Source organism: Rathayibacter tritici, from assembly GCF_001641005.1.
GTDB lineage: Bacteria > Actinomycetota > Actinomycetes > Actinomycetales > Microbacteriaceae > Rathayibacter > Rathayibacter tritici.
Window position 1 is genome coordinate 751,960 of sequence record NZ_CP015515.1, and the last position, 25,711, is coordinate 777,670.

The window sequence follows — 25,711 nt, forward strand, 5'->3', positions numbered from 1 at the left end:
CACGTCCCGCACAGGTGCGGGGTCATCGACATCATGGGAGAGCAATGTCCAAGATCAAGGTTGAGGGAACAGTCGTCGAGCTCGACGGCGACGAGATGACACGCATCATCTGGCAGAAGATCAAGGACACCCTCATCCACCCGTACCTCGATGTGAACCTCGAGTACTACGACCTCGGCATCGAGCACCGCGACGAGACGGACGACCAGGTCACGATCGACGCGGCGCACGCCATCCAGAAGCACGGGGTCGGCGTGAAGTGCGCGACCATCACGCCCGATGAGGCCCGCGTCGAGGAGTTCGGCCTGAAGAAGATGTGGAAGTCGCCCAACGGCACGATCCGCAACATTCTCGGCGGCGTGATCTTCCGCGAGCCGATCATCATCTCGAACATTCCGCGCCTGGTTCCGGGCTGGAACAAGCCGATCATCATCGGGCGCCACGCATTCGGCGACCAGTACCGCGCCACCGACTTCGTCTTCAAGGGCAAGGGCACGCTCACCGTCGAGTTCACGCCCGAGGACGGCTCCGAGCCGATGAAGTTCGAGGTCTACAAGGCCCCCGACGACGGCATCGCGCAGGTCCAGTACAACCAGGACGCCTCGATCCGCGACTTCGCTCGCTCGTCCCTGAACTACGGCCTCTCGCGCAACTACCCGGTCTACCTCTCGACCAAGAACACGATCCTCAAGGCCTACGACGGGCGCTTCAAGGACATCTTCGAGGAGATCTTCGAGACCGAGTTCAAGGAGCGCTTCGACGCCGCCGGTCTCACGTACGAGCACCGCCTCATCGACGACATGGTCGCCTCGGCCATGAAGTGGGAGGGCGGCTACGTCTGGGCCTGCAAGAACTACGACGGCGACGTCCAGTCCGACACCGTCGCCCAGGGCTTCGGATCGCTCGGCCTGATGACCTCGGTGCTCTCCACTCCCGACGGAAGCGTCGTCGAGGCGGAGGCGGCGCACGGCACGGTCACGCGCCACTATCGCCAGCACCAGGCGGGAAAGCCCACCTCGACCAACCCGATCGCCTCGATCTACGCCTGGACGCGCGGCCTCGCGCACCGCGGCACGCTGGACGGCAACCAGGAGCTCATCGACTTCTCGCTCACGCTCGAGGACGTGGTCATCACGACGGTCGAGTCCGGAAAGATGACGAAGGACCTCGCCCTGCTCGTCGGCCCCGAGCAGGGCTGGCAGACGACCGAGGAGTTCCTCGCGACCCTCGACGAGAACCTGAAGGTGCGCATGTCGGCCTGACCGCCGGTTCTCACGAGAGTGCCCGGCTCGCACGGATCCAGCGAGCCGGGCACGTCGCCGCAGTCAGGTCTCGGGGCGCGGGCACCTCAGAGTGCTCGGGCGAGCTGCTGCATCGCGCGCAGCGGATCCGGACCGGACGGCATCAGCACCACGCTCGACGCTCCCGCATCGTGCAGCTGGGCGATGCGTCGCCGGGCGTCATCGGGGGCGCCCACGACGGACAGCTGGTCCAGCCAGGCCTCGGGCAGGTCGCGGACAAAGGCGGCTCGATCGATGCTTCTCGCGCGCAGCCGTGCGAACTCGTCGGCGAAGGGGAGCGGCTCGATGTGCGGAGCCCAGTCGGGCTCGCCGATCCACTCCAGTCCTGGCCGCACCGCGTCGCGGGCGGCGGCGGGGTCGTCATCCACGGCGGCGACGGAGTAGGCGACGATCCGACCGGCGGTGCCGAGGTGGTGGCGGGCCACCGCCAGATACTCCGGAGTGACGGGCTCGGCCAAGACGGCCCCGTCGGCGATCCGGCCCGCCAGCGCGAGCGACTTCGGCCCGCGGACGCCGGCGAGCAGCGGTGGCACCACAGCGGGCGGTGACTCCAGCGCGAGGTCGTCCACGTGGACGTAGCGACCGGACCGAGTGGTCCGCTCGCCGCTGAGCAGCGAGCGGATCGCGTCGAACTGCTCCTCGAGCAGAGTGAGCGGGCTCTGCGGCCAGACGCCGATGCCGCGCATCCACTGCGGCATGCCGTGACCGATGCCGGCGTGGATCCGGCCGGGGAACAGTTCGGCGAGGGTGCCGAGCTCCATCGCGGTGAAGGCAGCGGTGCGGACGGCTGCGGGCAGGATGCCGATGCCGACGACGATCCTCTCGGTCGCCGCGAGAACGGCGCCGGCCTGGGCGATACCGCCGCGGAAGCCGAGGTCCTCGACGAGCCAGAGTTCGTCGAACCCGAGCTCCTCGGCGCGGCGGGCGTAGTCGAGCACCTCGGCGGCGGGCAGATCACGGGGGAGCAGGACACCGACAGCGGTGTCGAAGGATGGGGCGCGCATCCGGCCAGCGTAGGGCCTGCGGGCACGAGGAGGGCCCGCGCGCTCTGACGCGCACGGGCCCCCGAATGATGTCTGCTACTCGGCGCTCGCCTCGCCGATCCGCACCTGCTCGGGGCGGGCGCTCGAGACGACTTCGATGCGGCGCGGGCGCGCCTTCTCGCTGACGGGGATCGTCACCGAGAGCACGCCGTTGTCGTAGGACGCCGCGATGCGCTCGGTGTCGACGCCCTGGCCGAGGCTCAGCTGGCGGACGAACGTTGCCGATTGGCGCTCGCGGGTGATCCAGGTGACGTCGTCAGCGCTCGCGACGGTGCGCTGAGCGCGGATGGTCAGGAGCTGACCGTCGACGTCGACGTCGACCGAACCCGGGTCGATGCCGGGCAGGTCGGCGGTGAGGACGTAGTGGTCGCCGTCGCGGTAGAGGTCGATCGGCATCCGGCGGGGCCCCTGGCCGGAGCCGAGGAGCGCGCTGGCAAGGCGGTCGAGTTCGCGGGCGGGGTCGTAGGTGAGAGCCATTGAGATCACTCCATTCGGTCGTGCAACGAAGAGTTTCAAGAGTTGAGCCGATCCGGCTCAACACCACAAAATTTAGCACTCCACCCGGGAGAGTGCCAAGTTGCGATGTCCCCGAATCGGTCACTTCGTTACCTACTCGTAACAAAGCTGGGCAATTGAGTTCGTAGGGTCGGTTCTGCGTGGAAACCGATCCGGTTTCCAGCGACTGTGAGTAAGGACATCGTTTGCCGATCCACCTGTCCCATCGTCCACCCGTCCGCCGCGCTGGAAGGCGCATCCTCGCGGGCTTCGCCGTCCTTGGAGTCGCCGCGACGGCGGCCTTCGCCAGCACCGGCGCCAGCGCCGCCCCTCTCGCCGGAACCGCATCACTCGTCGGCGGGCTCTCCACCGGCCAGAGCTTCGATGACGGCGATTACGTCGTCACCCTGGTCGAGCCCTCCGCGGCTACCTACCAGGGCACGGACGCCCGCTTCGCCCGCACCGCCCCCGCGGAGGGCGCGCAGCTGCAGGCCGCCTCCGCACCAGTGGAGGACTACTCCGCTCACCTCGAGCAACGCCAGCAGGATGTGGCCTCCGCGGTCGACGCTGCCATCGGCTACCACTACACCGTCGCCCTCAACGGCTTCTCGGCGAGCCTCTCCGGCGAGCAGGCGGGCGAGCTCGCGAGCCGCCGCGACGTCGCTCAGGTCCGCAAGGTCGAGAATCTGAAGCTCGATCGTGCCGCGCAGACGGCGCCGCCCGCCGAGACCGCCGCCGGCATCCCGGTGCCCGACACCGGACAGCAGCGCTCGACCGATTTCCTCGGCCTCGAGGGCGAGAACGGCGTCTGGCAGAAGCTGGGCGGCGTCGACAAGGCGGGCGCAGGCGTCGTCGTCGGCGTCATCGACTCCGGCATCGCACCCGAGAACCCCTCCTTCGCGGGCCCGCCCCTGGCGACCTCGCCCGGAGCGGCCCCCTCGACGGACGGCACCACCACCTCCTTCGTGAAGTCGGACGGCGGAACCTTCGTCGGCTCCTGCTCGCCGGGGCTTCCCGCCTCCGAGCAGTGGAACGGCGACGAGTGCAACCAGAAGCTGATCAGCGCCCGCTGGTTCCTCGGGGACGAGAAGGTCGGCTCGAAGGACCACCCCGAGTATCGCTCCCCGCGCGACGGCGGCGGACACGGCTCGCACACTGCGAGCACTGCCGCCGGCAACAACGGCGTCGAGGCCAGCGTCGACGGCTACGACTACGGGCGGATTTCCGGCGTCGCGCCGGCCGCGAAGGTCGCCGCCTACAAGGTCTGCTGGAACGGACCCAACGACGACGACTTCTGCTCCGGGTCGGGCATCCTCGCCGCCATCGACGCCGCGACCAAGGACGGCGTCGATGTCATCAACTTCTCGATCGGCGGCGGCGCGGCCATCTCGACCCTGACCACGATCGACGAGGCGTTCCTCAACGCCGCCGCCGCGGGTGTGTTCGTCGCGGCCTCGGCCGGCAATGCCGGTGCGGGCGCCTCCACCCTCGACCACGCGTCGCCCTGGTACACCACGGTCGCCGCATCCTCCATCCCGACCTACACCGCGACCGCCACCCTCGGTGACGGCCAGAAGTTCGTCGGAGGATCCATCTCGGTCCACGACGACGTCACCGGACCGCTGGTCACCAGCGCCGATGTCGTCCGGCCCGGCACCGAGAACCCCACTCTTTGCGAGAGCGGCACGCTCGACCCCGACAAAGTGAAGGGCAAGGTAGTCGCCTGCACGGCGGGTGTCACCGCGCGCCTGTCGAAGTCGGTCGAGGTCGAGCGGGCCGGCGGCATCGGCATGCTGCTGCTCAACCCGACCCCGAACGCTCTGCACGTCGATGACCACTCGGTCCCGAGCATCCAGATCGACTCGCAGGCCTACCAGGCCATCACCGCCTACGCCGGCACCGCCGGTGCGACGGTGAACCTCTCCGAGGGCAACGCGTCCGGCGCTGTCATCCCCGTCCCTCAGGTCGCCGGCTTCTCGTCGCGCGGACCGGCGGAGGCGGACGGCTCCGACGTGCTCAAGCCCGACCTCACGGCGCCCGGCGTCGGGATCCTGGCCGACAGCTTGAACGCCCAGGGCGATGACCCCGCCTTCGCGTTCGAGTCGGGCACATCGATGTCGTCGCCGCACGTCGCCGGACTCGGCGCGCTGATCCTCGGAGCGACACCCAAGGCCTCGCCGTCCGCGGTGAAGTCGGCGATGATGACCTCCGCGTATGACAGCGTCGACCAGTCCGGAGCTGTGTCCAAGGACGTCTTCGCGCAGGGTGCCGGACACGTCGACCCGGCCGCATTCCTGGACCCCGGCCTGATCTACGACAGCGGGACGGCGGACTGGATCGCGTACCTCAAGGGCGCGGGCTACTCCTTCACACCGAACGACGCGATCAACGGCATCACGGCGATCGACCCGTCCGACCTCAACCAGGCCTCGATCGCGATCGGTTCCCTGGCGGGCGCGCAGACCGTCACTCGCACGGTGACCTCGACCGGCGCGGGCACGTACACCGCCTCGGTCGACGGCCTCGCCGGGGTCGACGCCGTCGTCTCGCCCTCGACCCTCTCCTTCACGGGTGCGGGCCAGACGGCGCAGTACACGGTGTCCTTCACCACCGGGTCGGCACCGCTCAGTCAGTTCGCCACCGGCTATCTGACCTGGGCGAGCGCGGAGCACGACGTCCGTAGCCCGATCGCGGTGCGCCCGGTCCTGCTGGACGCGCCGTACGAGGTGTCCGGCACCGGCTCCACCGGCACCGGCTCGGTGACGATCGCGCCCGGCATCACGGGTCCGCTGCCGCTGGCTGCGAGCGGCCTCACGCAGGGCGTCCTCGCCGAGGATGCGACAGCCACCGACGGGCACTCGGCGTCCCTCCCCAAGGGGAAGTCGCTGACGACCACCGTGGTGGTGCCCGAGGGCGCCGAATTCGCCCGCTTCGACCTCGACTCGGTCGACGATACGGCCGACCTCGACCTGACCGTCACGAGCCTGAGCACGAAGAAGGTCTTCACCTCGGCGACCGGTACGGCCGACGAGCGCGTCGACATCGCCGACCCCGCCCCGGGCGAGTACACGGTCCAGGCCGATGTCTACTCGACCGCTCCCGGGTCCTCGACCTCGACGTTCGATTTCCGCAGCTTCGTCATCACTCCGGAGAACGGACTCGGATCGCTCAGCACCGATCCGGCCGTGATCGATGCGGTGCAGGGCGAGCCGACGGCCTACGCCGTCTCGTGGTCGAACCTGGCCGGCCCGGCCCGCTACCTCGGCCGCGTCGTGTATGCCGGATCAGGACTCTCGACGCTCGTGAGCGTCGACGTCGCCGAGGCGGTCTCGCCCACTCCGACGCCGACCGCCGCTCCGGAGCCCGAGGGCCCCTCGGAGCCGACGATGCCACCGGCGGTCGGCCCGATCGTCGCTCCGGGGGAGCCCACCGAACCGGGCGCGCCCGAACACGGTGGTGGCGGCCTTGCATCGACGGGCTTCGACGGCGGTCTCCTCGGAGCCGTTGCTCTCGCCCTCGTCGGTGCGGGTGCTGTGCTCATCGGCCTCCGACGCCGTGCCCTGGCGCGGCATGAGGTGGCCGCCGCGGAGTAGCCCTCCGCGATTGCCGCGAACGGCCGTCCCCCTGCTCCTCCCGGAGCGGTGGGGGCGGCCGTTCGCTGTGCGTCGTGGGTCCTGTATCGGGTGTCGGGCGTCGTGCGGGGGCGAGGGCGGAGCGGCGGCGCGAGCGAGAGCCCGAGACGACCCCTGCTCCCGACCAGGGCTGCGCGGTCCTCAGAGGGAGCGGCGCCCCGCGATGACACCGGAGACGACCGCCGCGCTGCCGAACACGATCGCGACGACCGGGTGCCCGAGGTCCAGCCACGCCACCGCGGCGGCGCCCATCACCAGCAGCTCGATCAGCGAACGGCCGTAGACGTCGATCGCGAGGACCGCACGCGGCGACAGGAAGAGCGCCCAGATCAGTGCGGCGAGCACGGGTGCGCCGAGGCCGACGACGATGCTCCACGGCAGGTCCCACGAGGAGAAGCCCCAGATGGCGAAGGTCACCAGGGCGACGAGCTCCAGGAGGAAGCGGAGGATCGCGTTCGGCCCGACCCTGGTCTCGGCGTCCGCTCCTGCTCGATTCACGCCGACCATGCTAACGGCCGGAGGTCAGCGGAAGATGATCGTGCGGGCGCCGTCGAGCAGTACCCGATCCTCCGTGAACCACTTGACCGCCTGCGTGAGCGTGCGGCTCTCCTCGTCCTGGCCGATCGCGACGAGCTGCGCCACCGAGTGCGAGTGGTCCACGCGCACCACGTTCTGCTCGATGATCGGCCCTTCGTCGAGGTCGCTGGTGACGAAGTGGGCCGTCGCACCGATCAGCTTGACTCCGCGGGCGTGCGCCTGCTTGTAAGGATTGGCGCCCTTGAAGCCCGGCAGGAACGAGTGATGGATGTTGATGGCCCGCCCGGCGAGGCTGGCGCAGAGCTCGGGCGAGAGGATCTGCATGTAGCGCGCCAGGACCACGAGCTCGACGTCGTGCTCCTCGACGACCGCGAGCACGCGCGCCTCGAACTCGCGCTTGGTCTGCGGCGAGACGACGGGGCGGGACTCGAACGGCACGCCATAGAACTCGGCGAGGTCGCGCAGGCTCCCGTGATTGGACAGGATCAGCGGGATCTCCACCGCGAGCTGCCCGGCGCGCTGACGAAAGAGCAGGTCGTTGACGCAGTGCGCGGCGGTGGAGGCAAGCACGAGGGTGCGCAGCGGCCGACCGACGACGTCGAGGCGCCAGGTCATCCCGTAGTGCTCGGTGATCGGCAGTAGTGCCGCGGCGAACTCCTCGCGGGTGATCGGCGACTCCACCTGCAGGCGCATGAAGAAGCGGCCGGTGTCGGCACTCGAGAACTGCTGGCTCTCGGTGATGTTGCCGCGGGCCTGGACGACGGCTCCGGACACGGCGTGCACGATGCCGGGCTGGTCCGGGCACGCGAAGGTGAGGGTCCAGTGGTTACCCGCGGACCGGTCGCCGGCCCAGGCGGCGTCGCTGCCCGTCGACGGGGTGCCCGCTGGGGCGGGCAGGTGGGTCGCGGGCGCGGCGGGTTCGGGCTGCATCCGCCCAGGATAACGGGGGCGGGTGGGCCGGTCCGCGCCGCTCACTCGACCGTCACGGCGCTGGTGGCGATGGCTCCGACGCGGCCGCCCGGAGCGGAGTATCGGACGCCCACCACGTGCGTCCCTGCGGGTAGGTCGATGGTCGTGGTGAGGACGGGGGCTCCGGGAGCGAGGGCCTGCACCGGCTCGCCGTCGACCAGGAGCTCCAGTCCGTCGGCGTCCGAGTCGGCGAGGACGAGCACGCGGACGTCGCCGGCGCTCGCCGAGTCCGGAGCGATGAGCGTCGGTGCGCGCAGATCGACGCTCGCCGGTGCGCTCGCTCCGGACGCGGAGCGGGCGAGTACGGTCGTCCTGCCGAGGGGGAGGGGTAGGGCGGTGGCGGTCCAGCGGCCGGTGGCGTCGGCCGTGGCCGCACCGTAGCGGCGGTCGTCGGCTGCATCGACGAGGAGGACCGTGGCTCCGGGCTCAGCGGTTCCCGCGGCGTCGGGGAGGAGCCGGCCGTCGGTGTCGAGCACGAGAGTGGGCGCGGCGGCGGTCGGCGCATCAGCAGCCGGAGTCGGAGCCGACGGCGCGGGAGTCGTCGCCGGCTCGGGCGCAGGGGTCGCCGTCTCGGGTGCGGGTGCGGGTGCGGGGTCCGGCTCCGGTGCTGGTGCTGGGTCCGGTGCCGGTGCCGGTGCCGGTTCCGGTGCTGGTTCGGGCGTCGGAGTCGGGTCCGGCGCAGGTGCCGGTTCGGGTGCCGGTGCAGGTGCCGGTTCGGGTGCAGGTGCCGGTGCAGGTGCAGGTGCAGGTGCGGGTGCGGGTGCTGGGGTCGGGTCCGGCGCAGGTGCGGGTGCGGGTGCGGGCGCCGGTATCGATCCCGGTGCGGGCGTCGCTGTCGACGTCGCAGTGCCGTTCCGCTCGGAGGCGACGGGTGCCGGCGCCGGTCCGCCGGAGGGAGCGGGGACGGCCGTGGTCTCCTCCTGCGGTGCGCGATCGCCGGTGCGCGGAGCCGAAACAGCTGCGAAAGAGCTGCTGTTCGGCGTCGCCTCGGCGTCCGCTGGCGGAGCGGTGCCGGGCCGGTCGGCCTCAACTGCTCTGCTCCGGTTCTGCGTGCTGTCCGTCCCTCCGGCTGCATCGGACGATGCGACCCGCTCGGGCTCCTGCCCGTCGGTGCTCGCGCTGGGTGCGGTGGCCGCCTCGAGGGTCGATTCCGGATTCGGGGTGCGTCCCGTCTCGTGGTCCTCCTTGTGGGGGAGCGCCTCCTGGGGAAGCGCCTCCTGCGGGAGCGCCTCCTCCGACGCAACGACCGACTGGACCGTCCCTGCGGACAGCAGCACTGCGCCCCCGCCGACTCCTGCGATCGCGAGCCCCGCCACGACGGCCACGGTGACAACCACGCCCGCTCCACTCCCGGCCCGCGACGCCTGGACGCCGCTCCGCAGCGCACTGGCGCCGGACGCCGAGGCTCCGCTTGACGCCGACGCGCCGCCCGCAGCACCCCACGCCGCGGCCCCGCTCAACCCCGCGACGAGCGGCAGCAGCACCGTCGCGAGTCGTCGGCTTGCGTGCTCGGCTTCGGCCAGTGCCTCGCGGCAGGAAAGGCACTCGGTCAGGTGGCCGTTCAGGCGCAGCCTGTCCCGAGCGGGCAGCCTGCCGCGAGCGTGCGCCCCCGCTCGCTCCAGTACCCACTCGCATTCGCCGGTTGCGGAGGAGTCGAGGACGTGCTCTCGGATCCAGGCCGCCCGCAGGCCCTCCCGCGCGCGCATCCCGAGCGCCGCGACCGCGTTGGGACGGAGACCGAGCAGCGGCGCGGCGTCGGCGGGAGCCAGGCCCTCGACCTCCGTGTACCAGAGCACCTCCTGCCAGCGCGCCGGCAGCGCCCGGAATGCGCGGGCGCCGAGATCGCGCTCCAGCGCCGCGAGTGCGCGCTCCTCCGGGTCCGGGCCGGCAGCGAGGAGGGAATGGTCGTCCTCGTCGAACGGTCGCTCCCGCCGGCTCCGGCGCGCCCAGGAGCCGGCGACGTTGCGGATCGCGGTGAAGAAGTAAGGGCGGAAGGCGCCCTCGGGGCCGCCTCCGCCCTCGACCACCCGCAGCACGCGAAGGAACGCCTCCGAGACCAGGTCATCGGGGTCCGAGCTGCTCGACCAGGCACGGGCGACCGTACGTCCGGCGCCGGAATGACGGCGCCACAGCTCGGAGACGGCGTCGGTGCGTCCGCTGCGCACGAGCGCGAGCAGTTCGGGATCGCCCAGACCATCGACGCTCTCGGAGCCGCGTCGAAGACCCACAGCCACGCCCCCTCACCAGCCCCGCGCCGGAGCTGCCCGAGCGATCGTCGCACGGCGGCGACGTGCCGTCGCTGGGTGGCACGGCTCCCGCGCCACCCGTCTCGCTTGCTAGAGTGGGCGCGCCGCGACTGGCGTTTGGATGGGTGACCATCAGGGAGCGGCACCTCCTCCGGGGCAGCGTCCCGGACACTTTTCCCGCCGCACGCCTGGGCTGGAACGGATACCGTAGATCGGGTCGCCCGAACGAGCCGTGTCGCGCCGCCGCGACCTGCCGGGCCCCTTCCGTTTCCCAGCCAAGGAGCGTCCGTGTCCTCATCCCCCGCCTCCGCGCGCCCCGGCGTCGCCGCCTCGTTCGACGAGCCCGTCTCGGTGGTCGACCCCGAGATCGCCGCCGTGCTTCAGCAGGAGCTCGATCGCCAGCGCAGCTACCTCGAGATGATCGCGAGCGAGAACTTCGTGCCGCGCGCGGTCCTCGAATCCCAGGGCTCCGTCCTGACGAACAAGTACGCGGAGGGCTACCCCGGCCGCCGTTACTACGGCGGCTGCGAGTACGTCGACGTCGCCGAGCAGCTCGCGATCGACCGGGCCAAGGCGCTTTTCGGCGCCGAGTTCGCCAACGTCCAGCCCCACTCCGGCGCGTCCGCCAACGCGGCGGCACTCGCCGCTCTGGTTCAGCCCGGCGACACCATCCTCGGCCTCGAGCTGGCGCACGGCGGGCATCTGACTCACGGCATGAAGCTCAACTTCTCGGGCAAGCTCTACAACGCGACCGCGTACGGCGTCGATCCGACGACCTTCCGGATCGACATGGACGCGGTGCGCGAGAAGGCCCTGGAGGTCCGCCCGCAGGTGCTCATCGCCGGCTGGTCCGCCTACCCCCGCCAGCTCGACTTCGAGGCGTTCCGCGCCATCGCGGACGAGGTCGGCGCGAAGCTCTGGGTCGACATGGCCCACTTCGCCGGTCTGGTGGCCGCAGGCCTGCATCCCTCCCCGGTGCCCCACGCCGACGTCGTGACGACCACCGTCCACAAGACGCTGGCCGGCCCGCGCTCGGGCCTCATCCTCGCCAAGCAGGAGTACGCCAAGAAGCTGAACTCGGCCGTCTTCCCCGGTCAGCAGGGCGGACCGCTGATGCACGTGATCGCCGCGAAGGCGACAGCATTCAAGCTCGCAGGCGAGCCGGAGTTCGCCGACCGCCAGGCGCGCACCATCCGCGGCGCGCAGATCCTCGCCGAGCGCCTCACGGCGGCCGACTCGAAGGCCGAGGGCATCGACGTTCTCACCGGGGGCACTGACGTGCACCTCGTCCTCGCGGACCTGCGCGATTCGCCGCTGGACGGCAAGCAGGCCGAGGACCGCCTCCACGAGGTCGGTATCACCGTCAACCGCAATGCCGTGCCGTTCGACCCCCGCCCGCCGATGGTGACCTCGGGTCTGCGCATCGGCACCCCGGCGCTCGCCACCCGCGGCTTCGGCGACACGGAGTTCGGCGAGGTCGCCGACGTCATCGCCGAGGCGCTCAAGCCCTCGGCCGACCTCGAGGCGCTGCGCGGCCGCGTCGCCCGCCTCACCGACGACTTCCCGCTCTACCCCGGGCTGTAGTCGACCCGCTACACCACTCGCACGGCGGAGGCGGGGCGTCGCCCCCTCTCCGCCGCGCCCCGAACGAGGAGTCCGAGATGACGGCACAGGTACTCGACGGCGTCGCGACGGCGACGGCGGTCAAAACGGAGATCGCCGAGCGGGTCGCCGCTCTGCGCGAGCGGGGTGTCGTGCCCGGGCTGGGCACGCTCCTGGTGGGGGACGACCCGGCCTCGCGCTCGTACGTCGCCGGCAAGCACCGCGATTGCGCGGAGGTGGGGATCGAGTCGATCCGCGTGGACCTGCCCGCGACCGCGTCGGCGGAGGATATCCGCGCCGCCATCCGGCGGCTGAACGAGTCGGCGGCCGTGACCGGGTACATCATCCAGCTGCCGCTGCCCAGGGGCATCGACGAGAACTCGATGCTCGAGCTGATGGATCCGGACAAAGATGCCGACGGCCTGCATCCCACCAACCTCGGGCGGCTTGTTCTCGGCGTCGAGGGCGAACTGGACAGTCCGCTGCCCTGCACGCCGAACGGGATCGTGGAGATGCTGCAGCGCCACGGCATCCCTACCTCGGGCAAGCACGTCGTCGTCGTCGGCCGCGGCCTCACCGTCGGCCGTCCGCTCGGCCTTTTGCTCACACGGAAGGGTGTGGACGCCACGGTGACCCTGACCCACTCCCGCACCGCCGACCTCGCCGCGGAGGTACGCCGCGCCGATATCGTCGTGGCTGCCGTCGGTGTGCCCGGATTGATCCAGGCCGACTGGGTGAAGCCCGGTGCCGCGGTCCTGGATGTGGGCATCACCCGGGTCGAGAACCCGGAGACGGGGCGCGCGAAGCTGACCGGCGACGTCGCTCCGTCGGTGGCGGAGGTCGCGGGCTGGCTCTCGCCCGTTCCCGGCGGTGTCGGCCCGATGACCCGCGCGATGCTCATCCACAACGTGGTGACTGCCGCGGAGCGAGCCCTGCGCTGAGCGCCCTGCGCCGACCCGCGTTTGGGGGAGATGCCCGGTCGCCTCCCGGTAGCGTAGGTCGGCGCTCTCGCGTCCCCCACCCCGTCGGACACGTCCTCGGAGCGCGCCCCGCCCCACGAGGAGAATCCATGCTCACCGTCACCGCTTACGCCGCCCCCTCTGCGACCGAGCCGCTCGTCCCCACGACCATCGAGCGCCGCGACGTCGGACCGAATGACGTGCTGATCGAGATCGCCTACTCCGGTATCTGCCACTCCGACATCCACACTGTCCGAGGCGACTGGGGACAGGTCCAGTACCCACTGACCGTCGGCCACGAGATCGTCGGCGTCGTCGCCGAGGTCGGCTCCGAGGTCACCAAGCACTCGGTGGGCGACCGCGTCGGTGTCGGCTGCATGGTGAACTCCTGCCGCGAGTGCGAGAACTGCCTCGCCGGCGAGGAGCAGTACTGCCTCAGGGGCAACACCGGCACCTACGCCTCCGTCGACCGCGACGGAACCGTCACGCAGGGCGGGTACTCGACCCACGTCGTGGTCGTCGAAGACTTCGTGCTCCGCGTGCCGGAGTCGATTCCCTACGAGGCCGCCGCGCCTCTGCTGTGCGCGGGCATCACCACCTACTCGCCGCTCTCGCACTGGGGGGCGGGCCCGGGCAAGCGCGTCGCCGTGGTCGGACTCGGTGGCCTCGGCCATATGGCCGTGAAGTTCGCTCACGCAATGGGCGCCGAGGTCACCGTGCTCTCGCAGACCCTCAGCAAGAAGGAGGACGGCCTGCGCCTGGGCGCCGACCACTACTACGCGACAAAGGACGAGGCGACCTTCACCGACCTCGCGAACACCTTCGACCTGATCATCAACACGGTCAGCGCCCCGCTGGATCTCGACGCCTACCTGGGACTCCTCCGCCGCAACGGGACGATGGTCAACGTCGGCGCCCCGGCAGAGGCGCTCCCTCTGCACGTCTTCACCCTGTTCGGCGCCCGTCGCTCCTTCGCGGGCTCCGGCATCGGAGGCATTCGCGAGACCCAGGAGATGCTCGATTTCTGCGCGGAAAAGGGCATCGCGAGCGACGTCGAGGTTGTATCGGCCTCGCAGATCAACGAGGCCTACGAGCGCGTGCTCGCCTCGGACGTGCGGTATCGCTTCGTGATCGACGCCGCCACGTTCGAGAAGTGAGTGCGGTCCTGGGGCTAGCCTCAGCGGCATGAGCGGTCGGAGCCACCCGGCCGTCGACCGCGTCCTCGCCGATCTCGACCGGCGCGGCGTGCAGCTGTGCGTGCGCTGGCTCGACGAGGCCGCGTCGACGGCCGCGCTGGCAGCCGCGGCGCTGGACGTCGAGGTCGGTCAGATCGCGAACTCGCTCGTGTTCCTGCTCGACGGTGCGCCGTCGCTGGTGCTGACCAGCGGCGGCCACCGCGTCGAGACCGAGTGGCTGGGCGAGCAGCTGGGCGGAGTGATCGGTCGTGCCTCTGCCAGTGACGTGAGAGCGGCGACCGGTCAGGTCATCGGGGGAGTCGCGCCGGTCGGTCATCCTGCGCCGCTCCGGACGGTGGTCGACACGGCGTTGGCCTCCTCTCCGGCGGTCTGGGCGGCGGCCGGGCACCCGCAGACGGTCTACCCGACGAGCTTCGACGAGTTCGTGCGGGTCACCGGGGGCGAGGCGCGCGCGGTCGTCCCGCCGGATGCGCGGCAGTAGCGCCCTCAGGAGGAGAGACGCCCTGTGTGATGCTCGGCCACGGAGGGCGTTTCCGGATCATCCGTCAGAGCACCCGGCCCGCGCCGTCGGCGGCCGTGACCAGGAACAGTTCAGGCGTCGCGAAGCCCTTCTGGGCGAAGGCGGCGAGGACGGCGCCGCGGACCTGCTCCTCCTTCTCGACCGGAGTAAGCGCGATGGCCGAGCCGCCGAAGCCGCCGCCGGTCATCCGCGCACCGATCGCTCCGGCGCCGCGGGCGGCCTCGACGGCGGTGTCGAGCTCGGGAACCGAGATCTCGAAGTCGTCGCGGAGGGAGACGTGGCCGGCGTCGAGCAGGTCGCCGATCGCCCTCGGGCCGTGCTCGCGCAGCGTGCGGACGGTCTCGAGGACGCGAGTGTCCTCGGTCACCACGTGCCTCACGCGACGGAAGGTGACATCGTCGAGGAGTTCCTCGGCACGCGGCAGATCGTGGATCGACAGCTCGCGCAGCGACGGCACCCCGAGCGCCGCAGCGCCGAGCTCGCAGGAGGCGCGCCGCTCGGCGTAGCCGCCGGTGGCATGCGCATGCTCGACGCGGGTGTCGACGACGAGCAGGACGAGTCCCGCCTCCTCGAAACCCAGCGGGATGACCTCGGTGTCGAGGCTGCGGCAGTCCAGGAACACCGCGGCGTCGCGCTTCCCGAAGAGGGACGCCGACTCGTCCATGATCCCGGTGGGAGCGCCGACCGCGACGTTTTCGGCTCGGCGGCCGACGCGAGCCATCGTGGCGAGGTCGAAGCCGAGACCCCAGAGTTCGTCGAGGGCGACGGCCATGGCGCACATCAGCGCGGCCGAGCTCGAGAGCCCCGCGCCGACCGGCACGTCGGAGTCGACGTACGCGTCGAAGCCCGCGTGGGAACCGAGGTCGACGCCGTACTCGGTGAGCGCCCAGACCACGCCGAGCGGGTACGCCGACCAGCCGGTGACGGCGCCGGGGCCGAGCTCGTCGAGAGCGACCTCGACGATCCCGGGGGAGAAGGCACTGCTGATCCGGATCCTGCGGTCCTCCCGCGGGGCGACGGCCACCGCCGTGGCGCGGTCGATCGCGAAGGGGAACACGAAGCCGTCGTTGTAGTCGGTGTGCTCGCCGATCAGGTTGACGCGGCCGGGGCCTGCCCAGACCCCCGCGGCGACGCGCCCGTAGCTGCGCTGGAACGCGGCGGCCGCGCTCTCGGCGACGGCGGTGAGGGACGCGGGAGCGGCGGTCATCGGTTTTCCTCGGCGACGGTGCCGGCGATGGCGGCGGCGGTGGTGGCGCCATCGGGTAGGGAGCCGTCTGCGTGCGCGGCGGTCGGCAGAGCGGCGTCGGGGTACCTGGCGAGCCCGGCCTCGAGAACGGCGGCGTCGGCCCGCTCGATGGCTGCGCGGAGGTTCGCGGCGCTCGTCTCGGGGGGGATGTCGCCGATCCAGGCGCCCATCGCCGCTTCGCTGCCCGCGAGGTACTTGAGCTTCGTCTCCGCCCGGCGGGGCGAGGTGATCTGGAGCATCAAGCGAACCTCGTCGCGGCGCTCGTGTACCGGCGCCTGGTGCCAGGCGGCGATGTAGGGAGTCGGGGTGTCGTAGAGCGCGTCGATGCCGCGGAGCAGGCGCTGATAGATCGTCGCGAGCTCGTCGCGCTCCTCCGCGGTCGTCGCGGCCAGGTCGGGAACGTGGCGGTGCGGCAGCAGGTGGATCTCGACGGGCCAGCGCGCGGCGAACGGCACGAACGCAGTGACATGCTCGCCGCGGATCAGGACCCGCTCCCCGGCCTGCTCGAAGGCGAGGACGTCGGCGAACATCGAAGGGCCGTAGCTGTCGAGCGAGGCGAGCAGGCGGGTCGTGCGGGGGGTGACGTAGGGGTAGGAGTAGATCTGGCCGTGAGGGTGGTGCAGCGTGACTCCGATCGCCTCGCCGCGATTCTCGAACGGGAAGACCTGCTGCACGCCGGGCAGGGCCGAGAGGGCACCCACGCGGTCGGCCCAGGCCTCGACGACGGTTCGGGCGCGGGAGGCGCTCAGCGTGGCGAATGAGCCCTCGTGCTCGGGGCTGAAGCAGACGACCTCGCAGCGACCGACGCTGGTCAAAGTCCGACCGAGCCCCAGGGCGCGGAGGTCCTCGAGCGAGGCGGGCGCGTTCGCGTCCTCGACGAGCGGGCCGAAGGAGGGGGAGCGGTTCTCGAACACGGCCACGTCGTAGTGGCTGGGCACCTCGGACGGGTTCGTCGGTGAGGCGGGGGCGAGCGGGTCGAGTTCGGCAGGGGGGAGAAACACGCGGTTCTGGCGCGAGGCGGCGATCGACACCCACTCGCCGGTCAGCACGTCCTGGCGCATCTTCGCGGTGGCGGGGCGCGGGTCGAGGTGGCGGGCGTCGGCGGCGCGCTCCGGGGGGAGCGTCGTGTCGGCGTCGTCGAAGTAGAGGAGTTCGCGGCCGTCGGCCAGCGTGTGCGGGCGCTTGACGACGCCGCCGGAGAGAGTGATCGCTTCGTTCATGACAGGAGCCACACTAGGGCCGAACCTTCGAAAAAGAAAGGTGATTTTCTCTTTGACAAGTCCTCCCGGTCGCGGCACGATGAGCGGATGAGGAGAGACGGCGAGCAGGAGTCGACGTCGGCGATCGAGCGCCGGCTGCGGTTGCGGCTGACCGCCGAGAACTCGGGCTTCGTCGCGGTCGCTCAGATGGCCGATCTGCTGGGCGTCTCTGTCGTCACCGTCCGCTCCGATCTCGCGGTGCTCGCGGGCCAGGGCGTCCTGCAGCGCGTGCGCGGAGGAGCGATCCCGGTACCCGCTCGCTCCGGCGAGCGCTCGCTCGAGGAGGGCTTGAGCGCCGCGTCCGACGAAAAGGCCGCAATCGGGCGCGAGGCCGCCGCCTCCGTCTCCTCCGGGCAGAGCATCGTGCTCGACGTGGGCACGACTCCGCTCGCCATTGCGCGCGCGCTCGTGGAGCGGGATGACCTGCGCGACGTCACCGTGATCACCAACGGGCTCTCCACCGCGCTGGCGCTCGAACCGGCCATCCCCCGCTTCACTGTTGTCGTCACCGGGGGCACCCTGCGCCCGCTTCAGCACTCGCTGGTCGAACCGCTCGCCTCCGAGATGCTCGAGCGCATCCGCGCCGATGTTGCCTTCATCGGCTGCACCGGTGTTCACCCCGAGGCCGGCGTCACCAACGTCAACCTGCCCGAGGCCGCTCTGAAGCGCCGGATGCTGCACGCGGCGACCCGGCGGATCGTGGTTGCCGACTCCTCCAAGCTCGGCGTCGTCGATCTCGGCCGGGTCGCGTCCGCCGACGAGTTCGACCGCCTGCTCACCGGAGCCGCCGCCGCCGACGGGCTTGTCGCCGCCCTGGAGGAGGCGGGGCTCGCAGTCACCCGCTGCCGCGCGCTCGGGCAGCGCGTCAGTCCGTAGGATCGAGGAATGGCCGACTTCACCCCCGCTCCCGCCACCGGGCGCCAGTTCTCGCTCGACCTCACTGCCGAGGGACGCACCCTGCACGCCGTCGTGACGGAGGTGGCCGCGGCGTTGCGCCACCTCTCCGTCGACGCAGTGGAGATCACCGCCTCCTACCCGGAGAGCACTGTTCCGCCGTTCGGCTCGGGCACTGTGCTGGTGCCCTGGCCCAATCGGGTGAAGGACGGGCGCTGGCACCACCGCGGCGAGACGCTCCAGCTCGCCATCACCGAGCCGAAGTATCACAACGCCATCCACGGCCTGCTGGTCAGCGTTCCCTACCGCCTGGTCGATCAGGGGCCCTCCTTCGTCGAGCTGGCCGCGCCGGTCGTGCCGCAGGCGGGCTACCCGTTCCACCTCGAGACGTCGGTCCGCTACGAGCTGCAGGCCGATGGCTTGAAGGTCGTCCACCGTGTCATCAACGTCGGAGCCGACGAGGCGCCGGTCGCGATCGGCACGCACCCCTTCCTCGCCATCGGCGACGTCCCCACCGACGAGCTCGAGATCACCGTCGACGCGGCGGTACACATCGAGGTCGACGAGCGCCTCATCCCCACCGGCCAGAGCCCGGTCGAGGGCACCGAGTGGGATCTCCGCTCGGGCCGTCGCATCGGCGACCTCGAGCTCGACGACGCCTGGGCCGATGTCCGCGTGGTCGACGGCGAGAGCGTGCACGGGCTGCGCGCCGCCGACGGGCGCCGCGTGCTCCTCTGGGCCGACGCCGCGCACAACTTCATCCAGGTCTTCATCACCCGGATCTTCCCGGACGGCGACGACGTGAAGACAGCGATCGCGGTCGAGCCGATGACCGCTCCTGCCGAGGCGTTCACCAGCGGGCAAGGCCTGCGCTGGCTCGAGCCGGGCGAGGAGTGGACGCTCGCGTGGGGCATCCGCCACGAGGGGTTCCCCACCGCATCATGACCACCCTCGCGGCGGTCGGGCGCGACGACGAGGCCAAGCGCGTCGCCCTGGTCCGGATGAAACGGCTCGCTACGGGCCTGCTCGTGGTGATGGCTGTCGTGTTCGCCGTCTCGTTCGCCCTTCAGGACCGGTATCCGTGGCTGCAGTGGGTGCGGGCCGCGAGCGAGGGCGGAATGGTCGGCGCGCTCGCCGACTGGTTTGCCGTGACGGCGCTGTTCCGCCGTCCGCTCGGACTACCGATTCCGCACACCGCGATCATCCCGACCAAGAAGGATGAGATCGGCGCGAGCCTCGCGCAGTTCGTCGAGGAGAACTTCCTCCGCGGCGCCATCGTGCGCGAGAAGCTCGACTCCTTCGGGGTCGCCCGACGGGCGGGGCTCTGGCTTGCCGAGCCCGAGAACGCGCAGCGGGTCGGTGGCGAGAGCGCGGCCGCCGTCCGGTCCGCGATCGCGCTGCTGGACGACTCCGACGTGCAGCGCGTGATCGAAGCGCTCGCGCGACGCCACCTTCTCGACCCGCAGTGGGGGCCGCCGCTGGGCTCGCTGGTGGGCAGTGTGGTCGAGGCCGGGCACCACCGGCGCCTTGTCGACACGCTGGTCGAGCAAGCGGAGGCCTGGCTCGCCGCGAACCCGCAGAGCTTCACCCGGATGGTCAGCGGACGCCTGCCGAGCTGGTTGCCGTCCGCGGTCAGTCGAGCGGTGGACGAGCGGCTGTATCACGAGGCCCTCGTCTTCATCGCAGCGGTACGCGACGAGCAGGGCCACCCGTTGCGGATCGCCATCGACGGCTACCTCGCCACGCTGGCGGAGGATCTGGGCACCGATCCCGATCTGATCGCCCGTGTCGAGGAGATCAAGAACCGCGCGTTCGACAGCCCGCGCGTGCGCGAACTCGCCGGCGACGCCTGGGAGGCGACGAAGGCCTCTCTCCTCGGTGCGATGGACGACCCGGCGAGCCCGCTCCGCGGCAGCATCGAGTCCATCGTGGTCGACCTCGGCCGGCGTCTCTCGACCGATGCCGGCCTCGCCGCAACCGTCGATGCCTGGATCGGATCCGTCGCGGCGAACCTCGTCGACCGCTACCGCACCGACATCGCCAGCATCATCGGCGACACGATCCACCGCTGGGACCCGCGCGAGACGTCCGAGAAGCTCGAGCTGCAGGTTGGCAAGGACCTCCAGTTCATTCGAATCAACGGCACCGTTGTCGGCTCCCTGGCCGGCCTGGTCATCTTCACCCTCGCGCACGCGCTGCTCGTCGCGTGAACCGGAGTGCAGGGGGCCGCTCCGCAAGCCCTCGTCGGTGTCGGTGGTCGGGCGTACCGTCGCAGCATGAGCGATGACAACACCACCGACCCCGATGTCAAAACCGAGGGCGATGTCCTCGGCGCACGTGCCGACGACGGCAGCGACACCAGCGCCAGCAAAGACCCGTCCGACTGGGTGACCGGCGATGAGCCGATGACCGGCCCGCAGCGCAGCTACCTCGACACCCTTGCGCGCGAAGCGGGCGAGACCCTCCCCGCCGATCTCACCAAGGCCCAGGCCTCCGAGCACATCGATCGTCTGCAGTCCGCCACGGGCCGCGGCGACGGCAGCAATGGTCACGACTGATTCCCTGGGAGTTTCCGGTGAGTGAGTAATGGTCCGGTGACGCGTCCTAGAGAGGACGCGCCACCAGACCATCGTTCTCAGTCGCGCGTGGTCATTGCCACGGACGACGTGCAGCCCACCGCGGCCTTAGCACTTAGCCGGTGTCTGCTCACTGCGGAAGTCCCAGCCCTGGCCGGCGACTTGCCCCGTGACAAAACCGTTGACATACCGGATGTAGTGGCCTTGATAGCGGTAGCCGAAGTGAATTTCCCACGTACCGGTCACTCGGGTGGATTCCTTCGAGGCCCAGATTCTCACAGCCGAGTGCGGTCCGACATCCTGTCTGACCTCGTCGCCGGTGCCGTCGCTCCACAACCATTGATGTTGGATCGAGCCCGATAATCCTGCCTCGAACGCTGCGCCGAGTTTTGTTCCGGCATTCACGTCGACGCCCCAGCTGTTGGTTGTTCCGCTGACGGCGTCGAAACGAATCACTCGAGTCGATTCGAAGGCGGTGCAATTCGTGTCCGACCCGGCCACGCGTGGCTCGTCATCGACGGTCTCAAGGCGGCTCGAGTGGAAGACGCAGGAATCAGGTACGCCCCTATTGCAGAGCTCGAGGAGCTCCGCGCTGGACGGCCCGCCGTCTGCGCTCGCCGATGGGGCGACCACGAGGGTCGCCGGCACGGCGAGAACGATGACCAGGAATGTTCGTAGAAGTCGTTTCATCATCAGCTCAGCCCGACCCGGACGGCCTGGTCGCCTCCATCTTGGGACACATCAGGGACGTCGGAGCGGAACGGGCCTTCGCGTGACCCGTCTCTGCGGTACAACCAGACCCAGCAGTCCGCCCAGCCCTGAACGGAACCGACGTGCATCTTCAGCTCGTCACCCAGGACCAGGAACCAGTTCACCCGATTGTCCTTGGGGCACTGTGTCGGCACCCAGATCGTCAGTTCTCTGCCCTGAAAACCCTCCCCACTGAAGATCCGCGCCCCGATGACGTCCGTCGGCTTTCGTACCGCGGAGCTGCCTGAGCAGGAGTACTTGGATGTGGACATCGAAAAGTCGCAGACGGGCTCGTCCGCTTGGGCCGCCGTCGCGGGAGAAAGCACGGTCGTCAGAAGGCAACAGCCTACGACGCCAAGAGCTACACGAGCTCTCGCACTGATTCTCAAATTACTTCTCCTATCATTGTTGAGCGGGGTTCAGTATCGCTGTGTCGCCCTTCTTGATGGCGATGGTTAATCTCCCACGGCCGAGGCCGCAATTCGTTAGTTTCAAGAGAATTTCAGGTCGTCTCGGACAATTCAAAGATCGCCGGACGCGCCTCCTGCCCGCCGATACCTGTGTTACTGGTGCGGGGGCAAGGGCGGCGAGTCGGTCATCACTCCGGGTGGAGCCGGCAGCGCCCCGTAGCACGCGCTCGGAGGCTGAGTACCAGTCCTCCATCGCGCCCCGTCCGGGGCACAGGGTCGGCGGGTGAGTCTGTTCTTCCAACGGCTCAGTGACTCCGGCACCGTCGGCCCGCGCGAACGACTGCGCCGGAGTCACGGGAGGTGCCTCCGCTCCCGCCGGCGCGCCACGACCGCATCCCGCTCGACCCGCTGCTGCGTCGATGGGCGAGCCGCTTGCCGACCACCCGTCCGCTGTGACCACCGCCGGGACAGACAGTGTCCGCGCGGTCGTCGAGAGTTCCTGGCATCCGGTAGGCCGGATGCCCGCCGCACTCCGGGCCGGTCGGCAATGACAGTCGCTCCGGTTCGGATCACCACCCGTTCGATGCTCGAACGTCTCGCCGCGACCCGGCCCTCCCTGCCTCCTCGAGAAGGGACCCCGCGATGACGACTCGCGTCTCGCACACCGCCACGACCGTCCGCCTGGTCCGCTGGTACCGACTCGACTCCGACTGGCTCTCGGAGGTGGTCACCGGTCGCCTGCTCGAGCATCAGGAGGGCCGCTGGCGCCTCCTCGTCGGTGAGAAGGTCCGCGACTACCCGGACGTCGTGTGGTCGCTCTGCCACGAATGACCAACGAGCGCACAGAGCGCGTCAGAGGTAGAGGTAGTAGGTCCTCGCGCAGTCCGTCGAGCAGAACGGGTCGCGAAGACGAGCGGGCCGAAGACGGCACGCCTCGCACAGCCGCGGCCGCCGCAGGAGACCGCGGAGAAAAGTCAGCACTCCTCCCAAGGTACTGGCTCGGCCTGGCTGAGCCTTAGCACGGTCTGGAACGCGCGTCCGGAATGCGCGACCACATCATCGGGTGGTGGGCCCCGTCGGGCTCGAACCGACGACCCGCGGATTAAAAGTCCGCTGCTCTGCCAACTGAGCTAGAGGCCCGCGTGCTCCAGGGTAGCGGCCCGAGGACCTCCCCGGAGCGGGCATACCCGCCCAGGCGCGGACGTTACCCTCCTCGGACCCCATCGAAGCGCGAGCCTGAGAGCACGTGCGCCCACGACCGCGGAAGGCGGCGCCATGACAGACGGCTTCCACAAGCCGACGAAGTTCCCCTCCCACGTCTTCGAGGCGTTCCAGGGAGGAGAGGACCCGGCGCAGATCAGCCGCGTCGCCCACGAGACCGCTGTCGCGCTGCTGAGCCGCGTCCGCAACGACCCCGACCCGGTGATCATCGACCGCCTGGTCGAGTACACCGACCACAACGGCATCGACGCGCTCGCCGAACTCTGGGCGCGATCGAGTGCTGTGAGTCTTCCGGGTGCGCTCTGGCGGCTGTACCTGCTCCGGCTGGTGATCCGGCAGGACCCGGAGAGCACAAGCTTCCTCTATCAGCGCGGAGTCGAGCTCTCGGCCACCATCGACCCGGTCGTCGCGGGAGCGAGCACCCCCACAGGGCCGGCCGAGATCACCGAGCTGGCCGACCGCATTCTTCGCGGCGTCTTCGACGGCGACTTCGCGGTGGCGCTGGACCGCGCTGCTGCGTTCTGCCGGGTGAGCGCCTCCGGAGCCGTCTCCGTCGCCGATGACCTGGAGCCCGTGAACGCAGTCCGCGCGAGCGAGCTGACCACGCGGGCTCTACGTCTCTCGACCACGGCGTCCGAACTCGTGAGCTGCGCGCGGCTGTGGCGCAGCGACTCCCTGGAGTGACGCGCACCCGGCGTTCCTCCGCTGCGACCGCGGTTCGCCGGCTCCGCGGAGGCCTTTGATAGACTCAGCATGGCCGGATCGCAGTAACCCCGGGCTCCACTTATAGCCGCTTCGAGCGGCCTCGCGCCGAGAGGCGTTTCTGCGGTCCGGCCCCTCTTCTGCTCGCATCGCGGCCGCGGTGCGCGAGGTGAGGGCCCAGGAGGAGACATCCTCGACCGAGTCCCCACAGACAGGCGTCAGCGGAATGACACAGACAGGCGCCAGCGGAATGACGAACAGCAGGGCTCTCCGGATCGGCGCGCGCGTCTGGGCGGGGGCCGGCCTGCTCGTGGTCGCCGCGCTCTACTTCCTCGCGGCCCCGAGCGTCGATGCTGCCGAGGGGGCGCAGTTCGCCGCCGGAGTCTCCCTCTCGCAGGGCACCGTGATGCGCGTCCTTGCGGGTCTCGACGTGCTCGCGGGGCTCTGGGTCCTCATCCGCCCGCGGAGCTACCCGGGCATCACCGCGGCGGCCGTCGCCGTCATCTCCCTCTGGCTGGCGCCTCGGCTGGGTGATCCGGCCCTGGTGCCGGTGGGCACCGTGGCGCTGGATGTCCGATTCGTGACGCATCCGATCGAGGTGTCGGTCGTCGTAGCAGGTCTCGCCGTGACAGCCTTCTGGATGACGCGGAATCTTTCTGCCCGGGCGCGGGCGAGGCGGGGCTTATGACGGATGACACCACAGCGGAGGCGGCTGTCCTTCTCGAGCGCATCGCCGGAGGAGAGCAGGTCGCCTTCTCCGAGCTCTACGACCAGATGGCCGGCCGGGTCCTCGGACTGATCACCCGCGTCCTCGTCGACCGCTCCCAGTCCGAGGAGGTGGCCCAGGAGGTCTTCCTCGAGATCTGGCAAACCGCTGCACGTTTCGCTCCGAATAAAGGAAGCGCAACGACCTGGATCCTCACGATGGCACACCGCAGGGCCATCGATCGGGTTCGCGCGGCCCAGGCGGGCCGCGACCGGGACATGCGCATCGGAATCCGAGACCTGGGACGCGACTACGACCAGGTCTCCGAGCAGGCGGAGGTGTCCCTCGAGCACGAGAAGGTCGCGGCCGCCTTGGGCCGCCTGACGGAGCTTCAGCGGCAGGCGCTGCAGCTCGCTTACTACGGCGGTTACTCGCACAGCGAGATCGCGGGGATCCTGCAGTGCCCCGTGGGAACCGTCAAGACACGCCTGCGCGACGGAATGATCAGACTTCGAGAAGAAATGGGGGTGGCCCTGTGAACGATGTGCGACTCCCTGAGGGGACGGATGACCCGCGTGATCTCGCGGCGGGTCACGCACTGGGCATCCTGACGCCCGAGGAGCAGGAGCGCTACGGGCGCTTCCTGTCCGAGCACCCGGAGGCGCGCGGCGAGGCCGACGCGTTCGCCGAGGTGGCGGAGGCGCTCGTCGCCAACGCACCCGCCGTGGAGCCCTCGCCGGGCTTCAAGGCCGACCTGATGGCGCTCATCGCCGTGACCCCGCAACTGCCCCTCCAGGAGCCGGACGACGACCACGAGGTGCCCGCCACGCCGCGCGCGATCCCGGTCGCCGGCGGTGGCGAGCGGAGTACTCCGACGGCTCGCGGGGAGAGCGGCGGCAGCGCCTCGAATCGGGCCCAGAGCCGCTGGTTCGGTCGGCCCGCGATCTACCTCTCGGCGGCAGCAGCTGCCGCGGTGCTTGTGGTCGGCGGGGTGACCCTCCCGCCCCTGCTCTCCTCCGGCCCCGGCCAGACCCAGCAGCTGTCGGCTCTCGAGCAGATCCGCAGGGCCCCCGACGCGCAGGAGACGACGGGAACGGTCGCCACCGGTGAGCGGGCCACGGTGGTCTGGTCGAGTTCGCTCGGCCGTTCCGCCCTCGTGGTGGACGATTTGGCTCCGCTGCCGAAGGACAAGACGTACGAGCTCTGGTACATCGGCTCATCCGGTCCGGTCGCTGCGGGCACATTCGACGGGGGAGCGGGGAGCACGGTCGCCCCGCTCGAGGGCAGCCTCACCGAGTCTGGAGTGGTCGCGGTGACAGTCGAGGACGTCGGCGGATCGCCGACTCCGACCACCGACCCGATATTGGCGATCGATATCGACATCGCCTGACGATCAGGACGAGAAGAGCCGCACTCCTTCGCGGGGTGCGGCTCTTCGTGTTCCTGG

The 25,711-nt window shown here is 70.3% G+C and carries 24 protein-coding genes, 1 tRNA gene and 1 riboswitch; of the genes, 15 read left to right on the forward strand and 10 right to left on the reverse strand.

Annotation, left to right across the window (positions count from 1 at the left end):
- Nucleotides 1–44: 44 nt before the first annotated feature.
- Nucleotides 45–1,262 (forward strand): NADP-dependent isocitrate dehydrogenase, encoded by a 1,218-nt coding sequence (locus A6122_RS03540; RefSeq protein WP_068251701.1) that lies wholly within the window; start codon nt 45–47, stop codon nt 1,260–1,262.
- An 86-nt stretch (nt 1,263–1,348) separates the two neighbouring features.
- Here A6122_RS03540 and A6122_RS03545 read toward each other — a convergent pair whose 3' ends face one another.
- Complete coding sequence (locus tag A6122_RS03545) at nt 1,349–2,305, reverse strand: LLM class flavin-dependent oxidoreductase (RefSeq protein ID WP_068251704.1); 957 nt, start codon at nt 2,303–2,305, stop codon at nt 1,349–1,351.
- Nucleotides 2,306–2,380: 75 nt separating this feature from the next.
- Complete coding sequence (locus A6122_RS03550) at nt 2,381–2,821, reverse strand: Hsp20/alpha crystallin family protein (protein ID WP_068251706.1); 441 nt, start codon at nt 2,819–2,821, stop codon at nt 2,381–2,383.
- Between the two features lie 224 nt (nt 2,822–3,045).
- Between A6122_RS03550 and A6122_RS03555 the strand changes: the two genes are divergently transcribed.
- Nucleotides 3,046–6,432, forward strand: coding sequence for a S8 family serine peptidase (locus A6122_RS03555; protein ID WP_068251709.1), 3,387 nt, complete (start codon nt 3,046–3,048; stop codon nt 6,430–6,432).
- Nucleotides 6,433–6,612: 180 nt separating this feature from the next.
- On the opposite strand, the gene A6122_RS03560 is transcribed toward A6122_RS03555, so the two are convergent.
- Genes A6122_RS03560 through A6122_RS17500 form a run of 3 tightly spaced genes read right to left on the reverse strand, consistent with a single transcriptional unit; the run spans nt 6,613 to nt 10,205 of the window.
- Nucleotides 6,613–6,969, reverse strand: a complete 357-nt coding sequence (locus tag A6122_RS03560; RefSeq protein WP_237358227.1) for a YrdB family protein — start codon at nt 6,967–6,969, stop codon at nt 6,613–6,615.
- Nucleotides 6,970–6,993: 24 nt separating this feature from the next.
- Nucleotides 6,994–7,938 carry a formyltetrahydrofolate deformylase gene (gene purU / locus A6122_RS03565; RefSeq protein WP_084415790.1) on the reverse strand — a complete coding sequence of 315 codons (945 nt, stop codon included), beginning with the start codon at nt 7,936–7,938 and terminating at the stop codon, nt 6,994–6,996.
- Between the two features lie 41 nt (nt 7,939–7,979).
- Entirely contained in the window at nt 7,980–10,205 is a 2,226-nt protein-coding gene (locus tag A6122_RS17500) for a sigma-70 family RNA polymerase sigma factor (RefSeq protein ID WP_167542339.1), read from the reverse strand.
- Nucleotides 10,206–10,319: 114 nt separating this feature from the next.
- Nucleotides 10,320–10,424: riboswitch (ZMP/ZTP riboswitch) on the forward strand.
- Between the two features lie 87 nt (nt 10,425–10,511).
- On the opposite strand from A6122_RS17500, the gene glyA reads away from it, so the two are divergent.
- The 4 genes from glyA to A6122_RS03590 all read left to right on the forward strand — a co-directional run bounded on the left by glyA (nt 10,512) and on the right by A6122_RS03590 (nt 14,461).
- Nucleotides 10,512–11,807, forward strand: coding sequence for a serine hydroxymethyltransferase (glyA, locus tag A6122_RS03575; RefSeq protein ID WP_068251718.1), 1,296 nt, complete (start codon nt 10,512–10,514; stop codon nt 11,805–11,807).
- Nucleotides 11,808–11,884: 77 nt separating this feature from the next.
- Nucleotides 11,885–12,766: a bifunctional methylenetetrahydrofolate dehydrogenase/methenyltetrahydrofolate cyclohydrolase gene (locus tag A6122_RS03580; RefSeq protein ID WP_068251721.1), complete on the forward strand. Its 882-nt coding sequence runs from the start codon at nt 11,885–11,887 to the stop codon at nt 12,764–12,766.
- A 128-nt stretch (nt 12,767–12,894) separates the two neighbouring features.
- Complete coding sequence (locus A6122_RS03585; RefSeq protein WP_068251723.1) at nt 12,895–13,941, forward strand: NAD(P)-dependent alcohol dehydrogenase; 1,047 nt, start codon at nt 12,895–12,897, stop codon at nt 13,939–13,941.
- Nucleotides 13,942–13,969: 28 nt separating this feature from the next.
- Nucleotides 13,970–14,461: a YbaK/EbsC family protein gene (locus A6122_RS03590; RefSeq protein ID WP_068251726.1), complete on the forward strand. Its 492-nt coding sequence runs from the start codon at nt 13,970–13,972 to the stop codon at nt 14,459–14,461.
- A 64-nt stretch (nt 14,462–14,525) separates the two neighbouring features.
- On the opposite strand, the gene galK is transcribed toward A6122_RS03590, so the two are convergent.
- Nucleotides 14,526–15,707: a galactokinase gene (galK, locus tag A6122_RS03595; RefSeq protein ID WP_068251729.1), complete on the reverse strand. Its 1,182-nt coding sequence runs from the start codon at nt 15,705–15,707 to the stop codon at nt 14,526–14,528.
- Entirely contained in the window at nt 15,704–16,966 is a 1,263-nt protein-coding gene (gene galT / locus A6122_RS03600; RefSeq protein ID WP_084415791.1) for a galactose-1-phosphate uridylyltransferase, read from the reverse strand. Before galT ends, galK begins: the two co-directional genes overlap by 4 nt.
- Before the next feature lie 87 nt (nt 16,967–17,053).
- On the opposite strand from galT, the gene A6122_RS03605 reads away from it, so the two are divergent.
- From A6122_RS03605 to A6122_RS03620, 4 genes are all read left to right on the forward strand, one after another.
- Nucleotides 17,054–17,881 carry a DeoR/GlpR family DNA-binding transcription regulator gene (locus tag A6122_RS03605; protein WP_084415792.1) on the forward strand — a complete coding sequence of 276 codons (828 nt, stop codon included), beginning with the start codon at nt 17,054–17,056 and terminating at the stop codon, nt 17,879–17,881.
- A 9-nt stretch (nt 17,882–17,890) separates the two neighbouring features.
- Entirely contained in the window at nt 17,891–18,844 is a 954-nt protein-coding gene (locus A6122_RS03610; protein ID WP_068251732.1) for an aldose 1-epimerase family protein, read from the forward strand.
- A complete protein-coding gene (locus tag A6122_RS03615) occupies nt 18,841–20,109 on the forward strand; it encodes a DUF445 domain-containing protein (RefSeq protein ID WP_068251735.1) in 1,269 nt (422 codons plus the stop codon). Before A6122_RS03610 ends, A6122_RS03615 begins: the two co-directional genes overlap by 4 nt.
- Nucleotides 20,110–20,175: 66 nt before the next feature.
- Complete coding sequence (locus A6122_RS03620; protein ID WP_068256952.1) at nt 20,176–20,457, forward strand: DUF3072 domain-containing protein; 282 nt, start codon at nt 20,176–20,178, stop codon at nt 20,455–20,457.
- A 126-nt stretch (nt 20,458–20,583) separates the two neighbouring features.
- Here A6122_RS03620 and A6122_RS16380 read toward each other — a convergent pair whose 3' ends face one another.
- Both A6122_RS16380 and A6122_RS16385 read right to left on the reverse strand, forming a co-directional pair.
- Nucleotides 20,584–20,931 carry a hypothetical protein gene (locus A6122_RS16380; RefSeq protein ID WP_146085067.1) on the reverse strand — a complete coding sequence of 116 codons (348 nt, stop codon included), beginning with the start codon at nt 20,929–20,931 and terminating at the stop codon, nt 20,584–20,586.
- A 236-nt stretch (nt 20,932–21,167) separates the two neighbouring features.
- Nucleotides 21,168–21,350, reverse strand: coding sequence for a hypothetical protein (locus A6122_RS16385; protein WP_104259018.1), 183 nt, complete (start codon nt 21,348–21,350; stop codon nt 21,168–21,170).
- Between the two features lie 927 nt (nt 21,351–22,277).
- Between A6122_RS16385 and A6122_RS03635 the strand changes: the two genes are divergently transcribed.
- Nucleotides 22,278–22,466 carry a hypothetical protein gene (locus A6122_RS03635; RefSeq protein ID WP_068251741.1) on the forward strand — a complete coding sequence of 63 codons (189 nt, stop codon included), beginning with the start codon at nt 22,278–22,280 and terminating at the stop codon, nt 22,464–22,466.
- 233 nt (nt 22,467–22,699) lie between these two features.
- Here A6122_RS03635 and A6122_RS03640 read toward each other — a convergent pair.
- Nucleotides 22,700–22,775 (reverse strand) — tRNA-Lys (locus tag A6122_RS03640).
- Between the two features lie 135 nt (nt 22,776–22,910).
- Between A6122_RS03640 and A6122_RS03645 the strand changes: the two genes are divergently transcribed.
- The 4 genes from A6122_RS03645 to A6122_RS03660 all read left to right on the forward strand — a co-directional run bounded on the left by A6122_RS03645 (nt 22,911) and on the right by A6122_RS03660 (nt 25,654).
- Nucleotides 22,911–23,540: a DNA-directed RNA polymerase subunit beta gene (locus A6122_RS03645; RefSeq protein ID WP_068251744.1), complete on the forward strand. Its 630-nt coding sequence runs from the start codon at nt 22,911–22,913 to the stop codon at nt 23,538–23,540.
- A 268-nt stretch (nt 23,541–23,808) separates the two neighbouring features.
- Complete coding sequence (locus A6122_RS03650; protein ID WP_068251746.1) at nt 23,809–24,246, forward strand: hypothetical protein; 438 nt, start codon at nt 23,809–23,811, stop codon at nt 24,244–24,246.
- Nucleotides 24,243–24,803, forward strand: coding sequence for an ECF RNA polymerase sigma factor SigK (gene sigK / locus A6122_RS03655; protein ID WP_068251750.1), 561 nt, complete (start codon nt 24,243–24,245; stop codon nt 24,801–24,803). The genes A6122_RS03650 and sigK overlap by 4 nt, the downstream gene beginning before the upstream one ends.
- Complete coding sequence (locus A6122_RS03660; protein ID WP_084415794.1) at nt 24,800–25,654, forward strand: anti-sigma factor; 855 nt, start codon at nt 24,800–24,802, stop codon at nt 25,652–25,654. The genes sigK and A6122_RS03660 overlap by 4 nt, the downstream gene beginning before the upstream one ends.
- The last annotated feature ends 57 nt before the right edge of the window (nt 25,655–25,711 follow it).

What these genes read in the sequence shown, in the direction of transcription:
- A6122_RS03645 (WP_068251744.1), top strand. Translation starts at nt 22,911, where the DNA reads ATGACAGACGGCTTCCACAAGCCGACGAAGTTCCCCTCCCACGTCTTC.
- A6122_RS03585 (WP_068251723.1), top strand. Translation starts at nt 12,895, where the DNA reads ATGCTCACCGTCACCGCTTACGCCGCCCCCTCTGCGACCGAGCCGCTC.
- A6122_RS03615 (WP_068251735.1), top strand. Translation starts at nt 18,841, where the DNA reads ATGACCACCCTCGCGGCGGTCGGGCGCGACGACGAGGCCAAGCGCGTC.
- A6122_RS03550 (WP_068251706.1), bottom strand. Translation starts at nt 2,821, where the DNA reads ATGGCTCTCACCTACGACCCCGCCCGCGAACTCGACCGCCTTGCCAGC.
- A6122_RS03610 (WP_068251732.1), top strand. Translation starts at nt 17,891, where the DNA reads ATGGCCGACTTCACCCCCGCTCCCGCCACCGGGCGCCAGTTCTCGCTC.
- A6122_RS03540 (WP_068251701.1), top strand. Translation starts at nt 45, where the DNA reads ATGTCCAAGATCAAGGTTGAGGGAACAGTCGTCGAGCTCGACGGCGAC.
- purU (WP_084415790.1), bottom strand. Translation starts at nt 7,938, where the DNA reads ATGCAGCCCGAACCCGCCGCGCCCGCGACCCACCTGCCCGCCCCAGCG.
- A6122_RS03580 (WP_068251721.1), top strand. Translation starts at nt 11,885, where the DNA reads ATGACGGCACAGGTACTCGACGGCGTCGCGACGGCGACGGCGGTCAAA.
- A6122_RS03620 (WP_068256952.1), top strand. Translation starts at nt 20,176, where the DNA reads ATGAGCGATGACAACACCACCGACCCCGATGTCAAAACCGAGGGCGAT.
- A6122_RS03545 (WP_068251704.1), bottom strand. Translation starts at nt 2,305, where the DNA reads ATGCGCGCCCCATCCTTCGACACCGCTGTCGGTGTCCTGCTCCCCCGT.
- sigK (WP_068251750.1), top strand. Translation starts at nt 24,243, where the DNA reads ATGACGGATGACACCACAGCGGAGGCGGCTGTCCTTCTCGAGCGCATC.
- A6122_RS03590 (WP_068251726.1), top strand. Translation starts at nt 13,970, where the DNA reads ATGAGCGGTCGGAGCCACCCGGCCGTCGACCGCGTCCTCGCCGATCTC.
- A6122_RS03635 (WP_068251741.1), top strand. Translation starts at nt 22,278, where the DNA reads ATGACGACTCGCGTCTCGCACACCGCCACGACCGTCCGCCTGGTCCGC.
- A6122_RS03605 (WP_084415792.1), top strand. Translation starts at nt 17,054, where the DNA reads ATGAGGAGAGACGGCGAGCAGGAGTCGACGTCGGCGATCGAGCGCCGG.
- galK (WP_068251729.1), bottom strand. Translation starts at nt 15,707, where the DNA reads ATGACCGCCGCTCCCGCGTCCCTCACCGCCGTCGCCGAGAGCGCGGCC.
- galT (WP_084415791.1), bottom strand. Translation starts at nt 16,966, where the DNA reads ATGAACGAAGCGATCACTCTCTCCGGCGGCGTCGTCAAGCGCCCGCAC.
- A6122_RS03650 (WP_068251746.1), top strand. Translation starts at nt 23,809, where the DNA reads ATGACGAACAGCAGGGCTCTCCGGATCGGCGCGCGCGTCTGGGCGGGG.